This window comes from Micromonospora sp. NPDC005298, from assembly GCF_040607375.1.
In the GTDB taxonomy this organism is placed as follows: Bacteria; Actinomycetota; Actinomycetes; order Mycobacteriales; family Micromonosporaceae; genus Micromonospora.
This window is the reverse complement of the sequence record NZ_JBEXGP010000007.1, coordinates 159,498-185,930: the sequence shown is the minus strand read 5'-3', so window position 1 is coordinate 185,930 and position 26,433 is coordinate 159,498. Positions and strand designations below refer to the sequence as shown.

Genomic DNA, 26,433 nt, shown 5'->3' with positions numbered 1-26,433 from the left:
CCGTGCAGGTCTCGGCCTACCCGGACGCCTACGCCCAGTGGGAGCAGCAGGCCACCGACCTGGTCAACCAGCACTGGAACAGCTGACCCACCCACACACACGATGGCCGGCACCCCGCAACGGGGTGCCGGCCATCGGCATGTTCGACGTCAGACGCGGAAGCCGGCGGCGCGGGCCGCCTCGCGTTCGCGACGGCGTTCGGAGCGGCGGCGTACGAACCAGAAGACGAAGAACACCAGGCCGAGCAGGAACGCCAGGACCAGCACCGGCAGGATGATCGCCACCAGTGAGACGACCACGCTTGTGGCGTCCTCGGCGGTGCTGGCCACCGGGGCGCCGAACCCGGCGGTGGTCGCGTTGACGACCGGACGGGCGGCGGACTTGAGCAGGTGGACGCCGAACGCCAGCGCTACGCCGGTGGCCACCGGCACCCACTGGTGACTGGAGAAGAAGCTCCCCGGGTCGCTGACCGTGACCGTCTCCGACGACGACCCGGCGCCGAAGGCGAGACCGCCGGCGGTGGGCCGGACGACGGTCTGCACGACGTCGTTGATGTGGTCGACGACCGGCACCTTGTCGGCCACCATCTCCACGGCGAGCAGGACGGCGAGGATGACGATGACCCAGCCGTTGCCGAGCCACGTCCAGCCGCTGGGCAGGTCGATGAGGTCGCTGTAGCGGGCGAGCAGACCGAGGGTGAGCAGGGGTATGTAGGCGTTCAACCCCGCCGAGGCGGCGAGGCCGGTACCGGTGAGAACTTCGAGCACGGTCTCAGCATCGCATCGACGCGCCAGTGCCGCTCGGTGGCGACCGGCGGGTGCTCGGCTACCCTCGTCGGGTGCGGTTGGTCATTGCGAAGTGCTCGGTGGACTACGTCGGACGGCTCTCGGCTCACCTGCCGCCGGCCACCCGGCTGTTGATGGTGAAGGCGGACGGGTCGGTGTCGATCCATGCCGACGACCGGGCGTACAAGCCACTGAACTGGATGAGCCCGCCGTGCCGGCTGGAGGAGGCCCCCGGCGTGTGGCGGGTCGTCAACAAGGCTGGTGAGGAACTGCGGATCACCCTGGAGGAGATCTTCCAGGACACCTCGTACGAGCTGGGTGTGGACCCCGGCCTGCGCAAGGACGGGGTGGAGGCGCACCTGCAGGAGTTGCTGGCCGCCAACCCGGGTGTGCTGGGTGAGGGGTACACGCTGGTGCGCCGCGAGTACATGACGGCGATCGGTCCGGTCGACCTGCTCTGCCGGGACGCCAACTCCGGTGCGGTCGCCGTGGAGGTCAAGCGGCGCGGCGAGATCGACGGGGTGGAGCAGCTCACCCGCTACCTGGAACTGATGAACCGTGATCCGCTGCTCAGCCCGGTCAGCGGTGTCTTCGCCGCGCAGGAGATCAAGCCACAGGCGCGGGTGCTCGCCACCGACCGGGGCATCCGGTGCGTCGTCGTGGACTACGACAAGCTGCGCGGCATCGAGAAGGACGAGCTGACCCTCTTCTGACGGCTCACGCGCCGGTCCGCACCGCGATCAGCGACTTCGGCAGGCCGACGACCCGCTCGACGAGCATCCGCGAGTCGGGGAAGTAGTGCCGCATCTGCGAGCGGTCCAGCAGCTCCGTCCACAGCACCTGGTGGATCGCGGCGTCGTGGCTGCGGGTGGGTTTGTGGCCCAGTGGCCAGCGCCGCGCCAGCGCGGTGCGCAGTCGTACCGGAAGGAACTGCATGCCGGGCGCGATCCAGTGCGGCTCGATCGGGAAGTAGCGGTAGGGCGTCTGCACCCAGTGCCGGTCGGCCAGGGCGCGGGTGGTGGCGGCGAACCGCAGGCGGCGTTCGTGCCCGCCCACGTGCTCCAGCACCGAGTTGGAGAACACCAGGTCGTAGTCGGCCTTGGCGAGGCGTGCCGGCAGTTCGCAGGCGTCGGCCTGTTCCACGTGTGCCCACTCCGGCACGACGACTGGCGGTTGTTCCAGGTTGACCACTGTCACACGGGCCGGTCGTACGGTGGCGCGGTGCCAGGTGCCGAGCCGGCCACCGAGGTCGACGACGTGCATGTCCCCGAGCTCGGGGAAGGTGCGCGCCAGCCAGTCCGCGCGGTGCCGCCGCCGCCGAGCGCTCCACGACCGGTCACTGTCGACAAGGCGGTAGCGCAATCGATTAGGGCCCATTTAACGCAATGTACCGCCGCGCCTACCGGGTACAAACATGTGGATACGCCGATCCCCGTGGAGATCGGTTATCCGACACTCATCTGCCGTACATCGTCTTGATGACCCGCACGAGCCGTGCCACGTCGGCCGGGGTGCGGTCGAAGGTCATCGACGGCAGCAGTGACCGGGCACGCCGCCTGGTGATGGCCTTGGCCCGGCCGAACTCGCGCAGCCCGTCCTCCCCGTGGATGCGACCGAAGCCCGAGTCGCCGACGCCGCCGAACGGCAGCGTGGACATCCCCGCGAAGGTCAGGCTCGAGTTGACCGAGGCCATCCCGGAGCGCAGCCGCCGGGCGATGGAGACCGCGCGCCGCCGGCCGAAGACCGAACCCCCGAGGCCGTACGGCAGGGCGTTGGCCCGGGTGACGGCCTCCTCGGCGTCACGGACGCGGCTGATGGTCAGCGTCGGGCCGAAGGTCTCCTCCCGGACGGCGGCCGACTCCTCCGGGACGTCCACGAGGACTGTCGGGTGGACGTACGGCGGCTGCACCGCGTCCGGGCCGCCCAGCACGGCGCGCCCGCCGGAGGCGATGGCGGCGTCGATGTGACGGCGGATCACGTCGAGCTGGGCGGGCATCGTGATCGGGCCGATGTCGGTGCCCTCCGGCCCGACGGTCAGCCGGCCGGCGCGGGCCACCACCTTGTCGACGAAGGCGTCGAAGACGGGCTCGACGGCGTACACCCGCTCGATGCCGATGCAGGTCTGGCCGGCGTTGGTCATGCCGCCCCACACGCACGCCTCGGCGGCGGCGTCCAGGTCGGCGTCGCTGTCGACGATCATGGCGTCCTTGCCGCCGCCCTCGATCAGCACCGGGGTCAGCGTCTCGGCGCAGGCCCCCATCACCTTGCGGGCCGTCGCCGTGGAGCCGGTGAAGGCCACCTTGTCGACCCCGGAACGGCACAGCGCGGCGCCCACGTCGCCCAGCCCGTGCACCGCCGTGAACACCGGATGCTCGGGCACCACCTCGGCGAAGCTGTCCACCAGCCACTGGCCGGCGACCGGCGTGTACTCGCTCGGCTTGAGCACGACGGCGTTGCCGGCGGCCAGGGCGTACGCGGCGGAGCCGATCGGGGTGAAGACCGGATAGTTCCACGGCCCGATCACGCCGACCACGCCGTACGGCTGGTATTCGAGCATGCCGGAGAACTCGGCGAGGATGAGCCGTGACCGCGCCCGACGTGAGCCGAGCACCCGGCCGGCGTTGCGGGCGGCCCAGTCGATGTGCTCGATCGCGGTGACGATCTCCACGATGGCGTCGGCGACGGGCTTGCCGCCCTCGACGTGCACCACCTCGGCGAGCTGCTCGATCCGCTTGGCGAGCAGGGCGCGCCAGCGCAGCAGCCGGGCGCGACGGCCGGCGAAGCCGAGCCCGGCCCACCACTCGCCGGCGGCGCGGGCGCGCTCGACGGCCTCTCGTACGTCGGCGTCGGTGGCGACCGCGAGGCGACCGGCCTCGGCGCCGGTGGCGGGACTGGTGGAGACCAGTTGACCCGCCTCGACGAGAGGGGCGCCGGGGACATGCACTGCCGTCATGGCGGAAGCTTAGACCCGAATACTACTCACTGGTAGGCCGCGATTCGGATCGACGGTGTGGGAGTCCCACCCACCTGCCCACTCGTTGATCAGTGCAGGTCAGGCCCCGGGTATCGCAACTCGGCCGCCCGAATCGTCGAACGGCAGGTGGCCGGGAGGTGGCGAGGAGCTGACCGGCCGGTCGGTATTGACGATTACCGTCTGATGGCAGGCTGACGCGCGGAGTGACGGTGTGGGGTGGAGGGCTGACTGTCCATGGAGGAATATCCGGAACTGATGCCGTTGTTGACGGTCGCCGGTGGGCCGATGCGCGGAGCGAGCTTTCGGCTGCGGGCCGAACCGCAGGTCATCGGGCGGGCGCCGACCGGGCACGTGGTGATCAACGACCCGCACCTGAGCCGCCGGCACGCGGAGGTGTGGCTGGCCCCGGAGGGCGCGTCGCTGCGCGACCTGGGCTCGACGAACGGAACCTGGCTCAACGACCGCCGGATCACCGGCACCGAACGGCTCTCCGACGGCGACGTGATCCGGATCGGCCGTACCGAGTTGCGCCTGTTCGACCCCGGGGTCGCGCACACCGACCCGGTGGGGCTCCGGTTCGGTCCGCCCCGCCGCGACGTCCGACCGACGTTGCCGTTGCCACTGGCCGCGCCGCCGAGCGCTCGGCGCTAGCCGGCCGCACGCCACGACGAGGGGCGCGCCGCGCCTGGCTGCCGGCCACACCGCGCGGCGCCGCCGGGTGGCGCTGACGCACCTGGACCGGCGCTCGCCGCCGTGGCAGCATGCCGCGGATGGAAACCGAGCAGCGGACCGTCACGGCCAACGGCATCACCCAGGCGGTACGAGTGGCCGGGCCGACGGACGGCACGCCACTGCTGCTGATCCACGGCAACTGCTCGTCCTCGCTGTTCTGGGAGCCGCTGATCCGGCGGCTGCCGCCGACGCTGCGGGTCGTCGCACCGGACCTGCGCGGCTACGGCGACACCGGGACCGCGCCGGTGGACGCCACCCGTGGCCTGCGGGACTTCGCCGACGACGTGGCCGCCCTGCTGGACGATCCCGCGCTCTTCGGGGCCAGCGCCGCGCGTCCGGTGGTGGTCGGGCACTCCCTCGGCGGTGGCGTGGCGATGCGCCTGCTCGTCGACCACCCGGAGCGGGTACGCGCGCTGCTGCTCGCCGCACCGGTCTCCCCGTACGGCTTCGGTGGCACCCGGGACCTGACCGGCACACCGACCACCCCCGACTTCGCCGGTACGGGCGCCGGCACGGCGAACCGGGACTTCATCGCCCGGCTCGCCGCCGGCGACCGGAGCGCCGAGGCGCAGGCCAGCCCCCGTGCCGTGCTGCGGGCCACCTACGTGGCCGACCCGGGGGCGCTGGGCACCGACGAGGAGCTGCTGCTGGACAGCCTGCTCTCCACCGCGACCGGCGACGACAACTACCCGGGCACGTCCGTGCCGTCGGACAACTGGCCGGGCACGGCGCCGGGGGAGCGGGGAGTGCTCAACGCGCTCGCGCCGACCTGGTTCCGGCTCGCCGACGACCTGGTCGCCGTGGCCGACAAGCCGCCTGTCACCTGGGTACGTGGCGACGCCGACGTGATCGTGTCGGACACCTCGCTGTTCGACCTGGCGTACCTGGGGTCGCTGGGCGTGGTGCCCGGCTGGCCCGGCCAGGACGCCTGCCCGCCGCAGCCGATGGTCGGCCAGACCCGGGCGGTGCTGGACCGGTACGCGGCGGCCGGCGGGGCGTACCACGAGGTGGTGCTGCCCGGCTGCGGGCACAGCCCGCACCTGGAACGCCCGGCGGAGTTCGTCGCGGAGCTGCTGGCCCTGACGGACGTGCCCGCCGCCTAGCGGCACGGGGCGCGGTGGGTGAAATATCCCACGGCGTCTCGACAACCGAGCGTCACGTGGCAGACTCGCGCGCATAACCTTAGCGGCCGTTCAGTGGCCGTGCGGAGTGTCTGGGGAGGCCGGTCGTGGCGCGCGAGTTCAGCACCGTGGGTGTGGTGGGGCTGGGCACCATGGGTGCCGGCATCGTCGAGGTCTTCGCCCGCAACGGCATCGACGTCGTCGCGGTGGAGATCTCCGAGCCCGCGCTGGAACGCGGCCGGGCCACCCTCAGCGGCTCGACCGACCGGGCGGTCGCCAAGGGCAAGCTGGCCGCGGCGGACCGGGACGCCCTGCACGAACGGGTGCACTTCGCGGTCGGCCTGGACGCGCTGCACTCCGTCGACCTGGTCATCGAGGCGGTGCCCGAGCACCTGGACCTCAAGCAGCGGATCTTCGCCGAGCTGGACCGGGTCTGCCGGCCGGAGGCCATCCTCGCCACCAACACCTCGTCGCTGAGCGTCACCGAGATCTCGGTCGCCACCACCCGGCCCAACCAGGTGATCGGCATCCACTTCTTCAACCCGGCGCCGGTCATGAAGCTCGTCGAGGTGGTCCGCACCGTCGTCACCGCACCCGAGGTGGTCGCCGACGTCGAGGCGCTCTGCGCCCGGCTCGGCAAGGTCGACGTCACCATCAACGACCGGGCCGGCTTCATCGCCAACGCGCTGCTGTTCGGCTACCTCAACCACGCCGTCGGGATGTTCGAGTCGCACTACGCGACCCGGGAGGACATCGACGCCGCCATGAAACTCGGCTGCGGCCTGCCGATGGGCCCGCTGGCGCTGATGGACCTGATCGGCCTGGACACGGCGTACGAGATCCTGGACACCATGTACCGGCGCGGCGGGCGGGACCGCAGGCACGCCCCGGTGCCGCTGCTCAAGCAGATGGTGACGGCGGGACTGCTCGGCCGGAAGTCCGGCCGGGGTTTCTACACCTACGAGCGGCCCGGCTCCCCGGTGGTCGTACCCGACGAGGCGACGCCGCCCGCCGCGGAGGCCGCGCTCGCCGACGGAGCGCGCGCCATCGCGAAGGTGGGTGTCGTGGGTTCCGGGACGATGGCCACCGGGATCATCGAGGTGTTCGCGAAGGCCGGCTACGAGGTCGTCTCGGTGACCCGGGGCGCGGAGAAGTCCGCCAAGGTCTGCGAGGCCGTGAAGACCTCGCTGAACAAGGGTGTGGTGCGCGGCAAGCTCACCGAGGCCGACCGGGACGCCGCCCTGGGCCGGATCAGCTGGTCCGCCACCCTCGACCACCTCGCCGACGTCGACCTGGTGGTCGAGGCGGTGGTCGAGGAGCTGAGCGTGAAGAAGGCGCTCTTCGCCAGCCTCGACGAGATCTGCAAGCCGGGCGTCGTGCTGGCCACCACCACCTCGTCCCTGCCGGTGATCGACGTCGCGATGGCCACCCAGCGGCCGGCCGACGTGGTGGGGCTGCACTTCTTCAACCCGGCCCCGGTCATGCCGCTGGTCGAGGTCGTCCGCACCATCCGCACCTCGCCGGAGGCCACCGCCACCGCGCGGGCGGTCTGCGCCGCGCTCGGCAAGACCGGCGTGGTCTGCGGCGACCGGTCCGGGTTCATCGTCAACGCGCTGCTCTTCCCGTACCTGAACGACGCCGTGAGGATGCTGGAGGCCAGCTACTCCACCGCCGACGACATCGACCACGCCATGAAGCTGGGCTGCGGCTACCCGATGGGCCCGTTCGAGCTGCTCGACGTGGTCGGGCTTGACGTCTCGCTCGCCATCCAGCGGGAGCTGTACCTGGAACTGCGCGAGCCGGGCTTCGCACCCGCGCCGCTGCTGGAGCACCTGGTCACCGCCGGCTACCTGGGCCGCAAGACCCGCCGCGGCTTCCGCGACCACTCGCACCGCTGACCGGGTAAACGCCGGAGGTGCCCGGCCGCGTCTGAGGGATGTGACCTTCGAGGAGTACGTCGCCAGCCGCGGCCCGGCCCTGGTCCGGTTGGCGCGGCTGCTGACCGGTGACGAGCACCGGGCCGAGGACCTCACCCAGGACGTGCTGTCCCGGGCGTACGTGCACTGGCGCCGGATCTCCCGCGCCGACCGGCCCGACGTGTACGTGCGCCGGATGCTTGTCAACGCCAACAACTCCTGGTGGCGTCGCCGGTCGAACCGCGAGCTGGCGGTCGACACCTTCGCCGACCGCCCGCAGCGCGGCGACCTCGACGGCGAGGTGGCCGACCGGGACGAGATGTGGCGGCTGATCCTCGCCCTGCCCGACCGCCAGCGGGCGGTGCTGGTGCTGCGCTACTACGAGGACCTCGACGACACCACGATCGCCCAGATCCTCGACTGCTCGCCGGTCACCGTCCGCACCCACGCGATGCGGGCGTTCGCGAACCTCCGGGGGCGCTGCGGCGTCCCGGCCAAGGACGGGAGCAGGCCGTGATCGACCTCGACGAACAGATCGCCCAGACCCTGCGGGAGCGCGCCGAGGGCGACGTGGACACCGACCGGTTGCTGCGGGGCTCGCGTGCCCGCGGCCGCCGCCGACAGGTGCACCGCCGGACGGCAGTGGGCACCGCGCTGTGCCTCGTCGGGGCGCTCGGCTTCGTCGGGGTGACCGGGCCGGGTCTCGACGAACTGGCCGGCCGGATGCCCTGGAGCACCGCCACGCCCACACCCACCGTGGTTCCACCGCGCGCCGACGCAGTGCCCGGGGCAGCCACCGACCCCACGCTTGTGGGTACCGATCCGCAGGTGCTGCACTTCGGCCTCGACCCCGACCGGGCCCGCTACCTGGGCTGGGAGGTGATCCGGGATCAGGGCGAGACGGTACGGCTCAGCGTGGCGGGCAGCGAGGAGGTACGCGTCGACGTGAGCAGATCGGCCGAGTTGTTCAGCAGCGTCATCATCGACGGCAGGTCGTTCGAGGTGACAGAGGCGGGACGTCCGACCTTCGACGGCTCGATTCGCCCGGCCAGCGGGATGGCCCGTGGGCTCGTCACGTTGTGGCAACCCGCACCGGGCCTGTACGCCCGTGCCGTCATGCTGCACGGCGACCGTGCCGTCCTGAAGCGGGCGGTCGAGGCCCTGCGCTGGAAGGAGGCGCGCCGGTGCGCCGCGCCGCTGCGGCTCGGCGCCCTGCCCGCAGGCGCGAGGGTCACCGTCTGCTCGGTCGACGTCGCCTCGTACCCGAGACTGGTCACCGCCCGCTTTGGTCTTCAGCGGGCCGCGAGGGAGAACATGTCGGTGGAGTACCGGTACGCCAGCCAGACGGGCACCTACACCGACGCGGATCGGACCATCGGGGGCCGACCCGCGCTGCTCTCCGCGAAGGGGACGAGGTTGGAACTGGTCGGCATCCCCCGAACGAGGGTGATCGCCGACTTCGGCTGGCCGTGGGACGGACAGAGCCCGCCGAACGTCTTCACCGAGGCCGAGGCGACAGCCCTGCTGGCCGACGTGGAACTGTCCGAGGACCCGACCCGCCCGCAGAGCTGGAAGTGACCCCGGCCGTCGGGCGGGCCGGCCGCGAGGTCGTCCCGCCCGACGGACCGTACGCTTGGTGACTGTGAGCCCCCGTCGCAATCGCCCCCGCCGGGACGAGAACGCCAACCTGGACGCCGACCGGGTCCGGCAGGGCGTCGCCTCGGTGCAGCAGTGGACCGACGGCGCCTGGCAGGTACGCGGCATCGGGGCTGGCGCGTCCGTCAAGACGTACCGTTGCCCCGGTTGTGACCAGGAGATCCGACCCGGGGTGGCGCACCTGGTGGCCTGGCCGGCGGACGGCCTGGGTGACCTGACCGACCGGCGGCACTGGCACAGCGGCTGCTGGCGGGCCCGGGAGCGGCGCGGCCCGGCCGTGCAGCGCGGCCGGGGCAGCCCGCGCTACTGAGCGAGACCTGCCTGGGGCGCCCCGTGCCATGGCTGAGCGACCCCCGCCGGGGCCGACTCGCGGCCCGGCTGAGCGACCTGGATCACCCTGTTACCGCCTGGGCGGGCGGTGGCGGCGACTTCGCGACAGACTTGGGCGGTGAGCACACCGATCCGCGCGTCGTCGATCCTGCCCGGCCGCCGGGAGGACATCGAGCTGCACACCGCCGATGGTCTGCGGCTGGTCGGTGAGTTGGCCCTGCCGGCGGAGCGACCGCCGGTCGCCACGCTGGTCTGCCTGCACCCGCTGCCCACGCACGGCGGGATGATGGACAGCCACGTGTTCCGCAAGGCGGCCTGGCGGCTGCCCGCGCTCGCCGACCTGGCTGTGCTGCGGTTCAACACGCGGGGCACCAGCAGCGTGCGCGGCACCAGCGAGGGGGCCTTCGACGGCGCGGTGGGCGAGCGGTTCGACGTGGCCGCCGCCATCGAGTACGCGGAGTTCGCCGAACTGCCGAACATCTGGCTGGTCGGCTGGTCGTTCGGCACCGACCTGGCGTTGAAGTACGGCTGCGACCCGGCGGTCGCCGGTGCGATCCTGCTCTCCCCGCCGCTGCGCTTCTCGGCCCCGGAGGACCTGGCCACCTGGGCCGCCTCGGGTCGACCCCTGACGGCTCTGGTGCCGGAGTTCGACGACTACCTGCGCCCGGCCGAGGCCCGGGAGCGGTTCGCCGCCGTGCCGCAGGCTGAGGTCGTCGGGGTGCCGGGCGCCAAGCACCTCTGGGTCGGCGACGCGGAGACCGTGCTCGACGAGATCGTCCGCCGGGTCAACCCGGCCGTCGAGGTGCCGCTGCCGACCACCTGGGACGGCCCGATGGAGTCCGGCGACGTCAGCGCGTACGCCGACCGGACGGTGGCCGCCTTCGCCGACACCCCCGTACCGCAGCCGGGCGACTGACGGCTCAGCCCCGTTCCTGACGGGGGAGCACCACCTCGCGCAGGATCAGTTGCAGCGCGGCCACCGTGGGGATGGCGATCAGCGCGCCCACCACACCCAGCAGGGCCACCCCGAGCAGCGCGGCCAGCAGGGCGGCCACCTCGTTGACCTCCACCGAGCGTCGCATCACCTTCGGGTAGATCAGATAGTTCTCCACCTGCTGGTAGATGAGGAAGAACACCACGCATGCGATGCCGGTGGGCAGGTCGGCGGCGAACCCGACCAGGCTCACGATGACCGCGCCCAGGGTGGCGCCGATCTGCGGGATCAGGTCGGTCACCGCGACCACCACGGCCAGCGCGAACGGGTACGGCAGCCCGACGATCAACGCGAACACGAAGGTGGTCGCGCCGGCCAGCACCGCGATGCTCAGCGCCCCCACCATGTACGCGCCCACCTTGGTCAGGATCTCGTCGCCGATCAGCTGCACCCGCTCCCGCCGCGAGCGGGGCACCAGCGCGTAGCCCAGGGACCGCAGCCGGTTGAAGTACGCCAGGAAGTAGATGGTCAGCACCAGCACGGTGAGCGTCCGGAACACGGTGCCGAAGATCAGTTGAGCGCCGCCGAGCACCCCGCCGAGCGCCCGCCCGATCGTGTCGGCGTTCGCGGCGCTCTGCACCCGCTCCACCACGTCGTACCGTTCCACCAGGTCGTTGACCGTGGGATTGCGACGCAACTCGTCGAGCAGGCTGGGGATCTGGTCGATGAACTGCCCGGACTGCGTCACGATCGGCGGGACCAGCGCCACCACGCCGCCGCAGAGCAGCAGCACCACGGTCAACGCGACGACCGCGACCGCCAGGCCGTGCGGCACGCCCCAGCCGCGTAGCCGCACCACCGCCGGGTTGAGGCCGACCGCGAGGAAGAGCGCGATCACCACCAGCACCAGGATGCCGCCGGCGTTGCGAATGCCCAGATAGAGGGTGTACGCCAGCAGCACTCCCAACGCGCCGGTGAAGCCGACCAGGAAACTGCTGCGCCGCAGCGGACGCCCCGGGGTGCCGAACCTGCCGGACGGGACAGCCGGCGGCTCGTCCGGGTCGATGCCCGGGGCGGGAACGGGCACCGGCGTCGGGTCGGTCGGCGGGGGACCGGGGGTCACGTCCGGGTCGTCGGCCGACGGGTCGTGCTGCGGCACCAGGACCTCCCGAGCTCAGGCGGTGGGACGTCGGCCGGCGCGAACATCAGCTGTCCCGTACGCACAGGTCCATGACGTTACAACTTCCTCGTCGGGTGTACGCGCTCGGTGGCACGACCCGCAGATCTTGGACAGTTTCCGTTCGCGCGGAACGGGAGCTGTCCAAGATCTGGTGGTGTGTGGTGGCTTCCCGGCGGTGAAAGCTGTTCGGATGCCGCCCGCCGACGACGACGCCGCGCTCGACTGGCTCGCCTTCGAGCAGGCTGGCGTGCTGACGACCGCGCAGTCTCCAGTCTGCTCACGGAGGGGACGGTGCGTGGGCGGATCCGCTCCGGCCGGCGGCGGTCCATCTGCCGAGGGATCGTGCTGACCGGTAACGGCCGCCTGACCCGCGACCAGCAACTCTGGGTCGCGGTCCGGTCAGCCGGCCCGGGGCGCTGCTGGGTCAGTCCTTCTCGATGGTGACCTTGCTCGGCTTGGCGCTGCGCTCGTCGGTGGTCGGCTTGCTGGGGCGCTTGCCGTTCTCACCGGTGCTGGTGATCTTGGTGGGCTTGGCGTCCCGGCCACCCACGCCCGGAACGGCCGCCACGGTCGGCTCACCGTCCACGCCCGCGCTGGCCTCCCCGCCGTCGACGGTGGTCACCGGCTCCGCCACCGGACGCGTCGTGGACTGCCCCGCGTCCTGCGCCGAAGCGTTCACCGACTGCCGGGTTTCGGCGGGCCCGGTCTTGAGGCCGGTCGCCGCACCCGACCCGGACGCCGTGCCCGCGCCGGACCCGGTCACGCCGTCGTCACCGTCATCGCCCGCGCTCCGGCTCGCATCGCCCTGGGTGTCCGGCGCGGTCGGGCCGTCCAACGGGCCAGCCGTGCTCTGCAACCGCAGATCAGCCATCCGCCGCTGAAGCTCGTCGGACTCCTGCCGGGACTTCCAGGTCTCCTGCCGCAGATCGGCTAGCTGCTGCTGGGCCTGCGCGATCTCCAACATCACCTGGGCGAGCTGCTGCCGGCCGGCCGCCGACTCCTGCTGGGTTGCCGCCAGATGCTGCTGGGTGGTGGCGAGGTGCTGCTGGGTGGTGGCCGCGTACTCCTCGAACTGCCGACGCGAGGCCGCGACGTGCTCGTCGGCCTTGCGGCGCTTGTCGCCCGCCTCCGTCTCGGCCCGGCTCAGCAACTCGGCGGCCTGCGACTCGGCGCGCTGGCGCATCTCCGTCGCGTCCCGCTCGGCCGCCTGGCGGACCGCCTCGGCACCCTGCTCGATCTCGTTCCTGCGGGTCGTGTACTCGGTCTCCAGCTCGTTCTTGCGGGCCGCGTACTCGCTCTCCAACTCCTCACGGCGAGCCGTGAAGCCCGACTCCAGCTCCTGCTGGCGACCGGTGAATGCGGCCTCCACCTCCTGCTGGCGTGCCTCGTGCTGCTTGTCCAACTCGTCGCGCCGCTTCGCGTACTCCTGCTCGGCCGTGGACCGCCGCTGGGCCAGCTCCCGGTCGGCCGCCTCCCGCCGGGAGTTGACCTCCTGCTCCACCCCGGCCCGCCACGCGCCCAACTCCTGCTGGGTCTGCGCGCGGGCGTGCTTGACGTACGCCTCGGTCTCGGTGCGCATCCGCTGCACGTACGCCTCGGTCTCGGCCCGGCTGCGCTTGGCCGACTCGGTGGCCTGCGCGGTCAGCCGCTCCGCCTCCTGCTGCGCCTTCGCCCGGGTGGCCCGACCCGCCATCGACGCGTCGTCAATGATCTGCTTGGCCTCCTGCTGCGCCTTGGCGTGGGTGGCGCGACCCGCCTCGGTCGCCGTGTCGGTGAGCCGCTTGGCCTCCTGCTGCGCCTTGGCGTGCACCTCCTTGGCGGCCTCGCGCAGCTCGCCGGCCTCCTGCCGGGCGGTGGTCAGCGCCTCGCGGGCGGCCTCGCGCAGCTTGGTGGCCTCCTGCTGAGCCCGAGCGTGGATCTCCTTGGCGGTGTCCCGCAGTTGGGTGGCCTCCTGCTGGGCCTTCGCCAACGCGTCCTGCGCCGCCTTGCGCAGCGTCGCCGCCTCGTCCTTCGCCGACTGGAGCGTCGCCTCCGCCTCGGCCCGCCGGGCGTTGCTGTGCCGCTCCTCCTCCGCGCGCCGCGCGGCGAGGGCGATCTCGAAGTCCTTCAGCGCCCGCGCGGCCTGCTCGCGAGCCTCCTCGACGATGTGCTCGGCGGCGGCACGGCGGGCCTCGATCTCCTCGTTGGCGGCCGACAGGATCTGCTCGGCCTGCTCCTCGGCGAGGGTGAGGATCGACTCGACCCGGGGGCCCAGATGCCGGAACGACGCCCGGTCCACCACGTTCATCTGCTTGCGGACCTGGGTGAGGTCGCGTTGCAGCACCTCGACCTGGCCGGCGAGCTTGTGGATCTGTGTGTAGGCCTGTTCCCGTTCGGCGGCGAGGGTCGCGATCTCGTGCTCGGCACGCGCGACGTACCGGTCAACCTGTTTCTTCTCGTACCCCCGCAGAGCGGACTCGAAGCTGGGCTCCGTCGTCACGTCCCCGCCGAGAGCGAACAGTTCCTCGCCGTGCGACATGCCCCCATCCTCACACGCATCGCCCCCGGCTGGGGCGATACGGACGCCCCTTGTGGGAGCTAGTTCACTCCGTTGTCGGCACGGAATGCCAAGGGCTGGGAAACGCATACGGCGCGAGGTGACACCGGTTACCCGGTGTCACCTCGCGCCGTCGATGCCCCGACCTGACGCCTGGCGTCAGCCAGCGGTCTCCGCAGTGACCCGGTCCTGACCGCCCTCGGCCTTCTTGGCCTCCGCCGGCTTGGCCGCCGGAGCGGCAGCCGCCGGTACGCCAGGCACGATGCCGGCGAGCCCGGAGAGCATCTGACCGAGCTGCGAGGTGACCGCGTCCTTCTGCCGGGTGAGGTCGTCGACCTCGCGGCGGGCGGCCTGCGTGGTCAGCTCCGCCTCGGTGCGAGCCTCGGTGAGCAGGCGCTGCGACTCGGCCTTGGCCTCGTTGAGCGTCTTCTCCGACAGGGCCTTGGCCTTGTCCACCATCTCGGCGGCGTTGCGCTCGGACTCGACCCGGCGGGCCTCGGCGCGCTGCTCGATCTCCTTGGCCCGCTCCTGCGCGGCCCGTGCCCGCTGCTCGGCCTCGCTGACCAGCTTCTGGGTCTGCGCGACCTGGGCGGCGTGCCGCTCGGACTCCTCGCGCTCCGCCTTCTCCCGCCGCTCGGCCAGCTGAAGCTCCAGGGCCTGCAGATCCTTGTCGCGCTTGTCCCGCGCGTCGGTGAGCAGCTTGGTCGCCTCGGCCCGCTTCTCCTCGGCCTCGCGGGCAGCCTTGGCCCGCTGCTGGGTGATCTCCCGCTCGGCGGTGGCGCGCAGCGTGGCGACCTCCCGCTCCACGGTCGACTTCAGCTCGGCCACCTCGTGCGCGGTGACCGTACGCAGCTGCTTGGTCTCCCGGTCCGCGTCCGCCCGCAGGGTGTCCGCCTCGCGGCGGGCCTGCACCCGGACCTCGGCGGCCTCGCGCTCGGCGGCGGTACGCAGGTTGCCGGCCTCGCGCTCGGCGCTCGCCTTCATCGCGGCGGCCTCGGCGCGCGCCTTGTCGGTGATCTCACGCGCCTCGAGGCGGGCGGCGGAGAGGATGCCCTCGGACTCGCGCTTGGCCTCGTTGCGGTGGTCGTTGGCCTGCTCCTCGGCGAGCCGGAGGATCTGCTCGACGCGGGTGCCCAGACCGGAGAGGGTGGGCCGGCTGTTCTCTTCGAGCTGCTTGTTGGTGTCGGCGAGCTTCTGCTCCAGCGCGCTCATGCGCTGCTCGGCCTGGCGGAGCCGACGCTGGGCGTCGTTCATCCGCTGCTCGGCCTCGGCGCGGGCCTGCTCGGACTGGGTCAGCGCGGCGGTCATCCGGCCGAGGAAGTCATCGACCTGGTGAGTGTTGTAGCCGCGCAGGCCAACGGTGAAATCTGGCTGCGAGTTCGCGTTATCGAAGAACGCGAGAGGGGAGGACTGCTGCTGGGGCATTGGGACATACTGGCAGACGCCCCAGGGTGCTTCGCAAGAGCGGTACGAAGCTTTCGTGTCCTCTTTACATGGTCAACTCCCGCGTTCGGCGATGCCGGACCAATCGCCGATCTTGGCAGGTCCCGGGCGGGACGGACGCCACGCAGCGTGACATGGAAAAGGGCCACGGGAAGCTCCCGTGGCCCTTTGTTCGATCCGAACCGATGTCGCGCTAATGGGAGCGGAAGAACAATGGGCGACCACCGCAATGGCCATCCGCTGCTCATCCGTCCGGGCAAAGGCCCGGTCAGTGCCCCCGGAACCGGTTGATCGCGTCCTCGTGCCGGGCCCGCATCTCCCCGTCCCGGACACCGAGCCCGTCGGTGGGGGCGAGGCAGCGCACCCCGACCTTGCCCTGGTGGGCGTTGCGGTGCACCTCGTACGCCGCCTGGCCGGTCTGCTCCAGCGGGTAGGTACGGGACACCGTCGGGTGCACCTTGCCGAGCGCCACCAGGCGGTTCGCCTGCCACGCCTCGTGGTAGTTCGCGAAGTGGCTGCCGACGATCCGCTTGAGGTGCATCCACAGGTACCGGTTGTCGTACTGGTGCTGGAAACCGCTCGTGGACGCGCAGGTCACGATCGTCCCACCGCGCCGGGCCACGTAGACGCTCGCGCCGAACGTCTCCCGACCCGGGTGCTCGAAGACGATGTCCGGGTCCTCGCCGCCCGTCAGCTCACGGATCCGTTCGCCGAAGCGCCGCCACTCGTCCGGGTCCTGGGTCTCCTCGTCCTTCCAGAAGCGGAAGTTCTCCGCGGCCCGGTCGATGACCAGCTCCGCGCCCATGCGGCGGCACAACTCCGCCTTCTCCGGGGAGGAGACGACGCAGACGGGGATCGCCCCACCGTTGAGCGCCATCTGCGTGGCGTACCCGCCGAGGCCACCGGACGCGCCCCAGATCAGCACCACGTCGCCCTGCTTCATGTTGGCGCCGTGGTGCGAGACGAGCTGCCGGTACGCGGTCGAGTTGACCAGCCCCGGGCTCGCCGCCTCCTCCCAGCTCAGGTGACGCGGCTTGGGCATCAGCTGGTTGGCCTTGACCACGGCCAGCTCGGCCAGCCCACCGAAGTTGGTCTCAAAGCCCCAGATCCGCTGCTGCGGGTCGAGCATGGTGTCGTCGTGCCCGGCCGCGTCCTCCAACTCGACGGAGAGGCAGTGCGCCACGACCTCGTCGCCCGCCGCCCACCGGGTCACACCGGGGCCGGTACGCAGCACCACGCCCGCGGCGTCCGAGCCGACCACGTGGTACGGCAGGTCGTGCCGGCGGGTCAGCTCGGAGATCCGCCCGTAGCGCTGGAGGAACTTGAAGGTGGACAGCGGCTCGAAGATGCTCGTCCACACGGTGTTGTAGTTGATCGCGCTCGCCATGACCGCGATCAGCGCCTCACCCGGCCCCAGCTCCGGCGTCGGCACCTCCTGCACGTGCAGCGCCTTGCGGGGGTCCTTGTCCCGGGTGGCCATGCCGTCGAACATCCGCGACTCCTCGGCGCGGACGACCACACCCCGGTAGCTCTCCGGTACGGGCAGCCCGGCGAGGCCGGCCAACTCCCGGTCCGGATCGTTCGATTCCTCCGCCGCCATGATCGCTTCGAGGATGTCCTGCACGGTGACCTCCGGTTCGTCCGCACCCGCACGGGCCCGGGTGCTGCCATCGTCGGCGCCGGTGGGCACGACCGCCATGTCGGCATTCGACACATCCGGCACCGGTCGCGCTCCTGTGGGCCGGGACGTTACTGAACGGTAGCTAAAGCGGGAAGTCCTCTGTGAAAAACTGCATCGGCCGATGCGTGAAGCTGTCCGACCACCCCGCCAACCGCGCACAGAAGTGCTCACGGGAGCGGTTCTGGACCGCCGCAGCGGTCGCCGCCGTGGGGCGGCGGTGGGTGATGGGCGGCGTCGGAAGCCGGGCGGCGGTGCGGCGGTGCGGCGGCGGCGCGGCGGGGCAGGGGCGCGGTGGGGTGCGGGTTGCGGCGGTGGTGGCCGCCGGTGCGGCGGAGGTGGCAACAACTTCCTGGATTTAGTGGCCTCACGTGCGGCGGAGGCCACTAAATCCAGGAAGTTGCGCGATCTTGCCCGCCCTTCGCGATGCGGCGCGACCTTGCCCGGCCGTCCCCGGCCCGCACGGGGGCAGCACGGCGAGAATCACCCGGCCCGGCCCGCGTGGCGCCGGCCCGGCCCGCGCTGGCGCGCCGGGCGAGGGCTGGGGCGGGACGCGGTTGTGCGGCGCTTCAGTGGGTGGCGGCGGGTTGGACGAGTTCGACGAGGACGCCGCCGGCGTCCTTGGGGTGTACGAAGTTGATCCGGCTGTCGGCGGTGCCGCGCCGCGGCTCGTCGTAGAGCAGCCGTACGCCTCGCTCGCGCAGTGCCGCGCAGGCCGCGTCGATGTCCGCCACGGTGTACGCGACCTGCTGCACGCCCGGGCCGTTGCGGTCGAGGAACTTCGCGATCGTCGACTCGGGGGTGAGCGGGGCGAGCAGTTGCACGCAGCCGCCGTCGGTGTTCGGCCCGACGGCGAGCATCGCTTCCCGTACGCCCTGCTCGGCGTTGGTCTCGACGTGTACGCAGCGCATCCCGAACGTCCGCTGGTAGAAGTCGATCGCGGTGTCCAGGTCGGCCACGGCGATCCCGACGTGGTCGATCTTGCGAAGCCCGATGTCTGTGACGTAGTCCGCACCGGGCTCGACGGGGGAGTTCTCAGTCATGGCGCTAGTCTGGCCGAACAATCGTTAAGGCGTACAGCTCGGCACCCCCCTCGGAGGCAGGCATGGCTTCGGTGATCGTCAGCGGCGCGCGCACCCCCATGGGGCGGCTGCTGGGCAACCTCAAGGACCTTCCGGCCACCAAGCTCGGCGGCATCGCCATCAAGGCGGCCCTGGAGCGTGCCGGCGTGAGCCCGGACCAGGTCCAGTACGTGATCATGGGGCAGGTGCTCCAGGCCGGCGCCGGGCAGATCCCGGCTCGGCAGGCGGCCGTGGAGGCCGGCGTACCGATGTCGGTGCCGGCGTTGACGATCAACAAGGTCTGCCTCTCCGGCCTGGACGCGATCGCCCTCGCCGACCAGCTGATCCGGGCGGGCGAGTTCGACATCGTGGTGGCCGGTGGCATGGAGTCGATGACCAACGCCCCGCACCTGCTGATGGGCCAGCGTTCGGGCTACAAGTACGGCGACGTGGTGGTCAAGGACCACATGGCGCACGACGGGCTCAGCGACGCCTGGGACTGCTGCTCGATGGGCGAGTCGACCGAGCGGATCGGCACGAAGCACGGCATCTCCCGCGAGGAGCAGGACGCCTTCGCTGCGGCCAGCCACCAGCGGGCCGCCGCCGCGCAGAAGAACGGCCACTTCGCTGAGGAGATCACTCCGGTGCTGATCCCGCAGCGCAAGGGCGACCCGCTGGTGATCAGTGACGACGAGGGCATCCGCCCGGACACCACCGTCGAGTCGCTGGCCAAGCTGCGTCCCGCCTTCGCCAAGGACGGCACGATCACCGCCGGCAGTTCCTCGCCGATCTCCGACGGCGCGGCCGCCGTCGTCGTCATGAGCAAGGCCAAGGCCAACGAGCTGGGCTTGACCTGGCTCGCCGAGATCGGTGCGCACGGCAACGTGGCCGGCCCGGACAATTCCCTGCACTCGCAGCCGTCCAACGCGATCCACCACGCCCTGCGCAAGGGCGGCCTGAGCGTGGAGGACCTGGACCTCATCGAGATCAACGAGGCGTTCGCGCAGGTCGGCATCCAGTCCACCCGGGATCTGGGCATCGACGCGGACAGGGTGAACGTCAACGGCGGTGCGATCGCGCTGGGCCACCCGATCGGGATGTCCGGCGCCCGGCTGGTGCTCACCCTCGCGCTGGAGCTCAAGCGGCGCGGCGGCGGCACCGGGGCGGCGGCGCTGTGCGGTGGCGGCGGCCAGGGCGACGCGCTGATCATCCACGTGCCGGGCAAGGCCGAGTCGGCGCAGTGAGCGAAGCGGTCGAGAATGTCCCGGTGGCGGGCACCAGATCGGTGCGCCGCAGCCGGGACGTACCCCAGCTCGTGGAGCGGGCCCGCGCGGGTGACCCCCGCGCGGTCGCCCGCCTGATCACCCTTGTCGAGAACGGCGACGCGCTGCTGCCGGAGATCGCGGCGGCGCTCGCGCCGTACGCCGGGCAGGCCCAGGTGGTGGGGTTGACCGGTTCGCCCGGGGTGGGCAAGTCGACGACCACCAACGAGCTGGTCCGTGCGCTGCGGGCGCGGGGGCACCGGGTCGGTGTGCTGGCCGTGGACCCGTCCAGCCCGTTCACCGGCGGCGCGATCCTCGGTGACCGGGTGCGGATGCAGGACCACGCCACCGATCCCGGGGTCTACATCCGGTCCATGTCCAGCCGGGGGCATCTCGGCGGCCTGGCCGCGGCGACACCGCAGGCGGTCCGGGTGCTGGAGGGCGCCGGCTGCGACGTGGTGCTCGTGGAGACCGTCGGCGTCGGGCAGGCCGAGGTGGAGGTCGCCTCGCTGGCCGACACCACGCTCGTGCTGCTCGCCCCCGGCATGGGGGACGCCATCCAGGCGGTCAAGGCCGGCATCCTGGAGATCGCCGACGTGTTCGTCGTCAACAAGGCGGACCGGGACGGCGTCGACGCCACCGTCCGCGACATCCAGGGCATGATCGCGCTCGGCGAGCGCGGGCCGGGGCAGTGGCGACCGCAGGTCGTCCGCTCGGTCGCCGCCCGGGGTGAGGGGATCGACGACATCGCCGCCGCGATCGACAAGCACCGCGGCTGGCTGGTCGAGCACGGCGAGCTGCGCCGCCGGCAGGAGGCGCGGGCCGCCGCCGAGATCGAGGCCATCGCGCTGGGCACCCTCCGCGCCCGGATCGGTTCCCTGCGCGACGGTACGGAGCTGTCGACGCTCGCCGCGAAGGTCGCCGAGGGCGCCCTCGACCCGTACGCGGCGGCGGACGAGCTGCTCGATCAGCTCGGCTCCTGACCCGCAGCCCGACGGCGCACCCGGCGGTGGCTCAGGCGACCGTGAGGGCGTCGCGTGCGCATCTGGTGAGCAGCCACGGAAGGCGCGGCGTCCCGATCCGCCCGCTGCCGAGCGCGGTGAGGACCAGCGTGATGTCACCGACGCGCAGCACCACCTTGTCGCCGCTGGCGTACGCCTCGTCGCCGATGCCCGGCAGTGGGGTGACGACGCCGCGGGCGTTGGCCCGCCACGCGATCTGCCCCGCCGTACCGTCCGCCCAGGCGGCGCGCAGCACGGTGCCGTTGTCGCGCTCGGAGCGGAAGTCGACGCGTCGCGGTAGGTGTCGCACGCGTACCTGTTGACCGACGACCCGTGCCACGTCCTCGACGGAGATCGGAAGCGGCCCGGCAGGCACATGAGCCATGTCGCCGAACACGTCCGTGACCAGCACGCCGGTCTGCTCGGGTTCGGGGTCCGCCGACGAGCGGACGGTCAGGGCGTCGACCCGCCTGCTCCACGGCCGACCGGTGATCGTCACGACGTCGCCCGGCCGGCAGCGGTCTCCCCACCCGCCCGGCAGCCCCCATGCGGTGGTCTCGTCGGCGGTCCCGTCGTCGAGTACCAGGTGGATCAGTCGCCGGCTGTCCCGCCCGTGTGGGCGCAGCGCCAGCACCTGACCGGTGACGGTCACCGACCGCGTGCGGTCCACCAACGCGCCGCCCAGCAGGTATGCGCCGCTGGCGAGCAGCACGTACCCCGGCAGCGCATACCAGCCGGAGCGACCGGCGACGCCCAGCACGAACGTTCCCGCGACCACGAGCAGCAGCGCCTGACCGAGGAGCGCACGGGTGGTGCTGCCGTACCCGGGCCGCACCCGTGGACAGCGCGCCCGGATCCGGCGCCAGCCGCCCCGGTACGACGACCAGAGCTCACGCTTGTCGCCGGCGTCCAGGCCGAGCACGTCGAGGGTGCGGCGGGCGACGCCCAGCGCGGCGCCGTACGCGAGGTAGCGGTCCCAGACCGCCACCGCCGAGGGTGGCAGCTCGGCGAACTGTTCGTGGTTACGCAGCCAGGTGCCCACTGCGAGCCACCGGGAGGTGGCGTCCAGTCCCGCCGGGGTCGCGCGCTCGCCGACGCGCTGCACGAGGCCCGCGAGCATCACGGCGACGGTGAGCGAGAGAAGGAACGTCCAGCGCAGGTGCGTGCGGTACACGGCCACCAGGCCGCAGACCACGCCCACCGTGACCGCCCCGAGGTACAGCGCGGTCATCATCGTCCGCCCGAATCGACGCCGGGACAAACCGGCCGCCCGCGCGTCGGCGACCACTGCGGCGCGCAGTTGGCCGTTCCAGTCCTTCGACTCGTCCTCGTCCCGGAAGGCCAGTGCGGTGAGCGGCACCACCCCGTCGACGGCGAGCCCACGGACCCGCGCCAGGACCTGCCGTTCGTACGGCCGTAGGCCGCTCTCGTCCGGATGCTCCCGGGCGAGATGGATGGTGGTGCCACGGGGGTCGGCGTCCGGCTGTCGCAGCTCGTACCAGCCGGCCGCGGCCAGGTCGAGCAGGATCGACTCCGTCGTGCCCGCGCCCGTCGACCCGCCGTTGACCAGCAGGCTCACCACGGCCGGCGGCTCCGGGCCGAGGTCCATCGACGCCGGTGCGGCCGCTCGTGGTGCCGGGCGGGTGGCGATCCGGCAGGCACCGTACGCGAGGAGCCAGAGTCCGACGGCGACGCCGGCGAGGATGAGGTCCGTCACGGCTCAGAGACCGACCGCGACGACGCCACGGTCCGAGTCGTCCGAGGTGAACAACTCGCGCCTGTGGAAGCCGAGCGGCCCGGCGACCAGGTTCGTGGGGAAGCTCTGGATCGCCGTGTTGTACTGCTGCACGGCGTACGTCAGGAACTGCCGGGCATAAGCGATCTTGTCTTCGGCGGTGGCCAGCTCGCTCTGCATCGCCGCGAAGTTCTCGCTCGCCCGCAACTGCGGGTACGCCTCGGCGAGGGCGACGAGACGACCCAGAGCCTGACCGAGCGCGTTCTCGGCGTCGGCCCGGCCCGGGTCACCACCGGTGTGCGTGATCGCCTCGCCGCGTGCGGCGAGCACGGCGGCCAGGGTGTCGCGCTCGTGCGACGCGTACCCCTTGATCGTCTCGACCAGGTTCGGGATGAGGTCGTGGCGGCGCTTGAGTTGTACGTCGATCTGGGACCAGGACGCTTCCACCTGGTTGCGCATCCGCACCAGCTTGTTGTAGACCCGCACCAGCCACACCCCGACCAGGAGGACGACCGTCGAGCCCGCCAGAGCGGCGGCGGTAATCGATGCCATGGCGGGCAAGATAGCGAACCGCCGCGAGGAGTGCGCGCACGTGTCCACGGGGGACGGTTGCCGCGCGCCGGGAGGCAGTAGGCTCGCGGCGCGCGGGCTCCGCCCGTGCGGGGCCCCGGTCGGGGCCGGCGCGGGACGACGGCAGGGGAGCGGTACGTGAGTGACGAGGCGACGCGCGAGCTGGGCACGGTGCCGGTGGCGGCCGGCGGGACGACGAAGGTCTCCGACGAGGTGATCGAGAAGATCGCCGTCGCCGCCGCCAGCTCGGTGCCCGGGGTGGCCGAGATGGGTGGGGACATCGCGCGGTTCTTCAACGCGGTCCTCGATCGCGTCGGGCTGGACCAGGTCGGCGACGCCCGGCGGGGTTGCTCGGCCCACGTCTCCGGGGACGCGGCCGTGATCAATCTGGTGCTGGTGATCCAGGCCGGTCAGCCCGTGCCCGAGGTGACGAGCCAGGTGCGGGCCCGCGTGACCGAGGCGGTCGAGGCGTACGGGCTACGGGTCGACGAGGTCAACATCCGGGTCGACGACGTGGCGATGGGTGGGCCGGCGACTTCGGTGGCGTGATCGCCGACGGGCCTGCCGTCCGCGCCCGCCGCGGTGCCCACGTTACCCACCGGTACGAGTTGACTTAGCGATCGTTCAGGTCGGGGCTCTACACTCGATGGGCAATCGAGGACCCGAGGAGGAGCCCCGCGCATGGACGCCGACGAGATCGACGCCGGACGGGCACGCTGGCAGGCCCGGTACGACGCCGCGCGCAAGCGTGACGCCGACTTCACCACGCTCTCCGGGATGCCTGTCGAGCCGGTCTACGGGCCGCCGGAGGGCAGCGCGTACCCGGGCTTCGAGCGGATCGGCTGGCCCGGCGAGTATCCGTACACCAGGGGTCTGTATCCGACCGGCTACCGGGGGCGGACCTGGACGATCCGGCAGTTCGCCGGCTTCGGAAACGCCCAGCAGACCAACGAGCGCTACAAGATGATCCTCGGCGCCGGCGGTGGCGGCCTGTCGGTCGCGTTCGACATGCCGACGCTGATGGGCCGCGACTCGGACGACCCGCAGGCCCTCGGCGAGGTCGGGCACTGCGGCGTCGCCATCGACACGGCCACCGACATGCAGGCGCTCTTCGACGGCATCGACCTGGCCGGCGTGACCACGTCGATGACCATCTCCGGCCCGGCCGTACCGGTGTTCTGCATGTACCTGGTCGCCGCCGAGCGGCAAGGCGCCGATCTGTCCAAGCTGGACGGCACGCTCCAGACGGACATCTTCAAGGAGTACATCGCGCAGAAGGAGTGGCTCTTCGACCCCGAGCCGCACCTGCGCCTGATCGGCGACCTGATGGAGTACTGCGCGGCCGAGATCCCGCGCTACAAGCCGCTGTCGGTCTCCGGCTACCACATCCGCGAGGCCGGCTCGACCGCCGCGCAGGAGTTGGCGTACACCCTCGCCGACGGCTTCGGGTACGTGGAGCTGGGCCTGTCGCGCGGGCTGGACGTGAACGTCTTCGCCCCCGGTCTGAGCTTCTTCTTCGACTCGCACCTCGACTTCTTCGAGGAGATCGCCAAGTTCCGCGCCGCCCGCCGGATCTGGGCCCGCTGGCTGCGCGACGTCTACGGCGCGACCAGCGAGAAAGCCCTCTGGCTGCGGTTCCACACGCAGACCGCCGGGGTGTCGCTGACCGCCCAGCAGCCGGTCAACAACGTGGTGCGAACGGCCGTGGAGGCCCTCGCAGCGGTGCTCGGCGGGACCAACTCGCTGCACACCAACGCCCTCGACGAGACCCTCGCGCTGCCCACCGACGAGTCCGCCGAGATCGCCCTGCGCACGCAGCAGGTGCTGATGGAGGAGACCGGCGTGGTCAACGTCGCCGACCCGCTCGGCGGCTCCTGGTACGTCGAGGCGCTGACCGACAAGATCGAGGCCGAGGCGGAGGAGATCTTCGGCCGGATCCGGCAGCTCGGCGGGGAGGGTCCGCACCAGATCGGCCCGATGACCTCGGGCATCCTGCGCGGCATCGAGGACGGCTGGTTCACCGGGCACATCGCCGAGTCGGCGTTCGTCTACCAGCAGGCCCTGGAGAAGGGCGACAAGAAGATCGTCGGCGTCAACTGCCACACCGGCACGGTCGCCAAGGAGCTGGAGATCCTGCGCATCTCGCACGAGGTGGAGCTGGAGCAGCGCCGGGTGCTCGCCGAGCGCAAGAGCGCGCGGGACGAGGCCGCGGTCCGTGCGGCGGTCACCCGCATGGTCGACGCCAGCCGCACCGACGAGAACATGATCCCCGCCATGCTCGACGCCGTCCGCGCCGAGGCCACCCTCGGGGAGATCTGCGACGCCCTGCGCGCCGAGTGGGGCACCTACCGGGAGCCGGCCCGCTTCTGACCCGTACCGACCCATCCCTTCGATCGTGCGGTCGCCGCGTCGACAGATGCCGTGCAGGCGGCCTGTCGGCGTCGGAAAGTGCCCGATCGAAGGGGTGGGGGCGGGGCGTGAGAGTTGCAACGTCGGAGTTGCGGGTGAGCTGAGAACCCGGGGTCGCGTGCGAGACTAGGTAACCATGAGCGACCCACGGATCACCTCGTCGATCTTCACCCGCGGCGCGGTCGACCTCAGCACGCTGCGCGGCCCCGCACCAGCCAGTACCCGCCCCGGCACACCCCCGCAGGGCGGCCCGTCCACCGGCGCGCCAGGCGCGCCCACAGCCGGCGGCAACGCCGCCATCGTCGACGTCACCGAGGCGACAATCCAGTCCGAGGTGCTCGAACGGTCGATGGCCATGCCGGTCGTCGTCTTCTTCGGCGCGGCCGGCTTCCCGGAGAGCGACGAGTTCGCCCCGGTGCTGGAGCGGCTGGCCGCCGAGAGCGACGGCGCCTGGGTGCTCGCCCGGGTCGACGTGCAGCAAAATCCGCGGATCGCCCAGATGTTCCGGGTCCAGGGCATCCCCATGGTGTACGCGGTGGTCGGCGGCCAGCCCTTCGACGCCTTCTCCGGCGTGGTCCCCGAGGCGCAGGTGCGTCAGTGGCTCCAGGCCGTACTCAAGGCCGGCGGCGTGACCGTCGCCGAACCGGAGGACCCGCGCCTCGACGAGGCGGACGACGCCCTGATGAGCGGCGACCTGGACGCGGCCGAGCGGGCGTACCGCAAGATCCTCGCCGACTCCCCGGCGGACGCCGCGGCCGAGGCCGGCCTCGCCCAGGTGGGGGTTGCCCGCCGGGTGGCCGGCGCCGACCCGGCCGCCGCGCTCGCCGCCGCCGAGAGCGCCCCCGACGACGTGGCCGCCCAGCTGCTCGCCGCCGACATCGAGGTGCTCAGCGGCCTGGCCGAGCAGGCGTACGCCCGGCTCGTCGGTCTGGTCCGGCGCACCGCCGGCGAGGACCGGGAGACGGTCCGCCAGCACCTGGTGTCGCTGTTCACCATCGCCGGGCCGGACGACCCGGCGGTCGCCTCGGCACGTCGTGCCCTGGCCAGCGCCCTGTTCTGAGTTCGAAGCACGCCAGCGCGGGCCGGCGTTCCGGCCGGCCCGCCCGACCA

The 26,433-nt window shown here is 72.0% G+C and carries 24 protein-coding genes; 14 read left to right on the top strand and 10 right to left on the bottom strand.

Annotation, left to right across the window (positions count from 1 at the left end):
- Positions 1-149: 149 nt before the first annotated feature.
- Positions 150-767: a DUF4126 domain-containing protein gene (locus ABZS77_RS15130; RefSeq protein WP_354822747.1), complete on the bottom strand. Its 618-nt coding sequence runs from the start codon at positions 765-767 to the stop codon at positions 150-152.
- A 71-nt stretch (positions 768-838) separates the two neighbouring features.
- On the opposite strand from ABZS77_RS15130, the gene nucS reads away from it, so the two are divergent.
- Positions 839-1,498 (top strand): endonuclease NucS, encoded by a 660-nt coding sequence (gene nucS / locus ABZS77_RS15125; protein ID WP_139582662.1) that lies wholly within the window; start codon positions 839-841, stop codon positions 1,496-1,498.
- Positions 1,499-1,502: 4 nt separating this feature from the next.
- Here the strand turns inward: nucS and ABZS77_RS15120 are convergent, their stop codons facing one another.
- Together ABZS77_RS15120 and ABZS77_RS15115 are read right to left on the bottom strand one after the other, a co-directional pair.
- Positions 1,503-2,162 (bottom strand): class I SAM-dependent methyltransferase, encoded by a 660-nt coding sequence (locus ABZS77_RS15120; RefSeq protein ID WP_354822745.1) that lies wholly within the window; start codon positions 2,160-2,162, stop codon positions 1,503-1,505.
- A gap of 79 nt (positions 2,163-2,241) precedes the next feature.
- The gene (locus ABZS77_RS15115) at positions 2,242-3,738 is read right to left on the bottom strand and encodes an aldehyde dehydrogenase family protein (protein ID WP_354822743.1); all 1,497 of its coding nucleotides are present in this window, start codon (positions 3,736-3,738) and stop codon (positions 2,242-2,244) included.
- A gap of 255 nt (positions 3,739-3,993) precedes the next feature.
- Here ABZS77_RS15115 and ABZS77_RS15110 point away from each other — a divergent pair, with 255 nt between their 5' ends.
- The 7 genes from ABZS77_RS15110 to ABZS77_RS15080 all read left to right on the top strand — a co-directional run bounded on the left by ABZS77_RS15110 (position 3,994) and on the right by ABZS77_RS15080 (position 10,430).
- Positions 3,994-4,410, top strand: coding sequence for an FHA domain-containing protein (locus ABZS77_RS15110; protein ID WP_354822741.1), 417 nt, complete (start codon positions 3,994-3,996; stop codon positions 4,408-4,410).
- Between the two features lie 119 nt (positions 4,411-4,529).
- Positions 4,530-5,594, top strand: a complete 1,065-nt coding sequence (locus tag ABZS77_RS15105; RefSeq protein ID WP_354822739.1) for an alpha/beta hydrolase — start codon at positions 4,530-4,532, stop codon at positions 5,592-5,594.
- Positions 5,595-5,719: 125 nt separating this feature from the next.
- Positions 5,720-7,510 (top strand): 3-hydroxybutyryl-CoA dehydrogenase, encoded by a 1,791-nt coding sequence (locus ABZS77_RS15100; protein WP_354822737.1) that lies wholly within the window; start codon positions 5,720-5,722, stop codon positions 7,508-7,510.
- A gap of 40 nt (positions 7,511-7,550) precedes the next feature.
- Entirely contained in the window at positions 7,551-8,045 is a 495-nt protein-coding gene (locus ABZS77_RS15095; RefSeq protein ID WP_354822735.1) for a SigE family RNA polymerase sigma factor, read from the top strand.
- The gene (locus ABZS77_RS15090; protein WP_354822733.1) at positions 8,042-9,106 is read left to right on the top strand and encodes a hypothetical protein; all 1,065 of its coding nucleotides are present in this window, start codon (positions 8,042-8,044) and stop codon (positions 9,104-9,106) included. The genes ABZS77_RS15095 and ABZS77_RS15090 overlap by 4 nt, the downstream gene beginning before the upstream one ends.
- Before the next feature lie 64 nt (positions 9,107-9,170).
- On the top strand, positions 9,171-9,494 hold the full coding sequence (locus ABZS77_RS15085) for a hypothetical protein (protein ID WP_354822731.1): 324 nt from the start codon (positions 9,171-9,173) through the stop codon (positions 9,492-9,494).
- Positions 9,495-9,632: 138 nt separating this feature from the next.
- A complete protein-coding gene (locus ABZS77_RS15080) occupies positions 9,633-10,430 on the top strand; it encodes an alpha/beta hydrolase (protein ID WP_354822729.1) in 798 nt (265 codons plus the stop codon).
- Positions 10,431-10,434: 4 nt separating this feature from the next.
- Here the strand turns inward: ABZS77_RS15080 and ABZS77_RS15075 are convergent, their stop codons facing one another.
- The 4 genes from ABZS77_RS15075 to ccrA all read right to left on the bottom strand — a co-directional run bounded on the left by ABZS77_RS15075 (position 10,435) and on the right by ccrA (position 17,231).
- Positions 10,435-11,514 carry an AI-2E family transporter gene (locus tag ABZS77_RS15075; protein ID WP_354822780.1) on the bottom strand — a complete coding sequence of 360 codons (1,080 nt, stop codon included), beginning with the start codon at positions 11,512-11,514 and terminating at the stop codon, positions 10,435-10,437.
- A 538-nt stretch (positions 11,515-12,052) separates the two neighbouring features.
- Positions 12,053-14,146, bottom strand: coding sequence for a hypothetical protein (locus ABZS77_RS15070; protein WP_354822727.1), 2,094 nt, complete (start codon positions 14,144-14,146; stop codon positions 12,053-12,055).
- Between the two features lie 177 nt (positions 14,147-14,323).
- Positions 14,324-15,589, bottom strand: a complete 1,266-nt coding sequence (locus ABZS77_RS15065; RefSeq protein ID WP_354822725.1) for a DivIVA domain-containing protein — start codon at positions 15,587-15,589, stop codon at positions 14,324-14,326.
- 286 nt (positions 15,590-15,875) lie between these two features.
- Entirely contained in the window at positions 15,876-17,231 is a 1,356-nt protein-coding gene (gene ccrA, locus ABZS77_RS15060) for a crotonyl-CoA carboxylase/reductase (RefSeq protein WP_354822778.1), read from the bottom strand.
- Positions 17,232-17,413: 182 nt separating this feature from the next.
- Between ccrA and ABZS77_RS15055 the strand changes: the two genes are divergently transcribed.
- On the top strand, positions 17,414-17,647 hold the full coding sequence (locus ABZS77_RS15055) for a hypothetical protein (protein ID WP_354822723.1): 234 nt from the start codon (positions 17,414-17,416) through the stop codon (positions 17,645-17,647).
- Positions 17,648-17,854: 207 nt separating this feature from the next.
- Here ABZS77_RS15055 and mce read toward each other — a convergent pair whose 3' ends face one another.
- A complete protein-coding gene (gene mce / locus ABZS77_RS15050; protein WP_354822721.1) occupies positions 17,855-18,328 on the bottom strand; it encodes a methylmalonyl-CoA epimerase in 474 nt (157 codons plus the stop codon).
- Positions 18,329-18,390: 62 nt separating this feature from the next.
- On the opposite strand from mce, the gene ABZS77_RS15045 reads away from it, so the two are divergent.
- Positions 18,391-19,590 (top strand): acetyl-CoA C-acetyltransferase, encoded by a 1,200-nt coding sequence (locus ABZS77_RS15045; protein WP_354822719.1) that lies wholly within the window; start codon positions 18,391-18,393, stop codon positions 19,588-19,590.
- Positions 19,587-20,591, top strand: coding sequence for a methylmalonyl Co-A mutase-associated GTPase MeaB (gene meaB / locus ABZS77_RS15040; RefSeq protein WP_354822717.1), 1,005 nt, complete (start codon positions 19,587-19,589; stop codon positions 20,589-20,591). Before ABZS77_RS15045 ends, meaB begins: the two co-directional genes overlap by 4 nt.
- A 31-nt stretch (positions 20,592-20,622) precedes the next feature.
- Here the strand turns inward: meaB and ABZS77_RS15035 are convergent, their stop codons facing one another.
- Complete coding sequence (locus ABZS77_RS15035; protein WP_354822715.1) at positions 20,623-22,326, bottom strand: hypothetical protein; 1,704 nt, start codon at positions 22,324-22,326, stop codon at positions 20,623-20,625.
- A gap of 3 nt (positions 22,327-22,329) precedes the next feature.
- Positions 22,330-22,896, bottom strand: a complete 567-nt coding sequence (locus ABZS77_RS15030; RefSeq protein ID WP_354822713.1) for a LemA family protein — start codon at positions 22,894-22,896, stop codon at positions 22,330-22,332.
- Positions 22,897-23,052: 156 nt separating this feature from the next.
- On the opposite strand from ABZS77_RS15030, the gene ABZS77_RS15025 reads away from it, so the two are divergent.
- The 3 genes from ABZS77_RS15025 to ABZS77_RS15015 all read left to right on the top strand — a co-directional run bounded on the left by ABZS77_RS15025 (position 23,053) and on the right by ABZS77_RS15015 (position 26,383).
- Entirely contained in the window at positions 23,053-23,463 is a 411-nt protein-coding gene (locus ABZS77_RS15025) for an Asp23/Gls24 family envelope stress response protein (protein WP_354822711.1), read from the top strand.
- 132 nt (positions 23,464-23,595) lie between these two features.
- On the top strand, positions 23,596-25,284 hold the full coding sequence (locus ABZS77_RS15020; protein ID WP_354822709.1) for a methylmalonyl-CoA mutase family protein: 1,689 nt from the start codon (positions 23,596-23,598) through the stop codon (positions 25,282-25,284).
- Positions 25,285-25,459: 175 nt separating this feature from the next.
- Positions 25,460-26,383 (top strand): tetratricopeptide repeat protein, encoded by a 924-nt coding sequence (locus ABZS77_RS15015; RefSeq protein ID WP_354822707.1) that lies wholly within the window; start codon positions 25,460-25,462, stop codon positions 26,381-26,383.
- Positions 26,384-26,433: the final 50 nt, after the last annotated feature.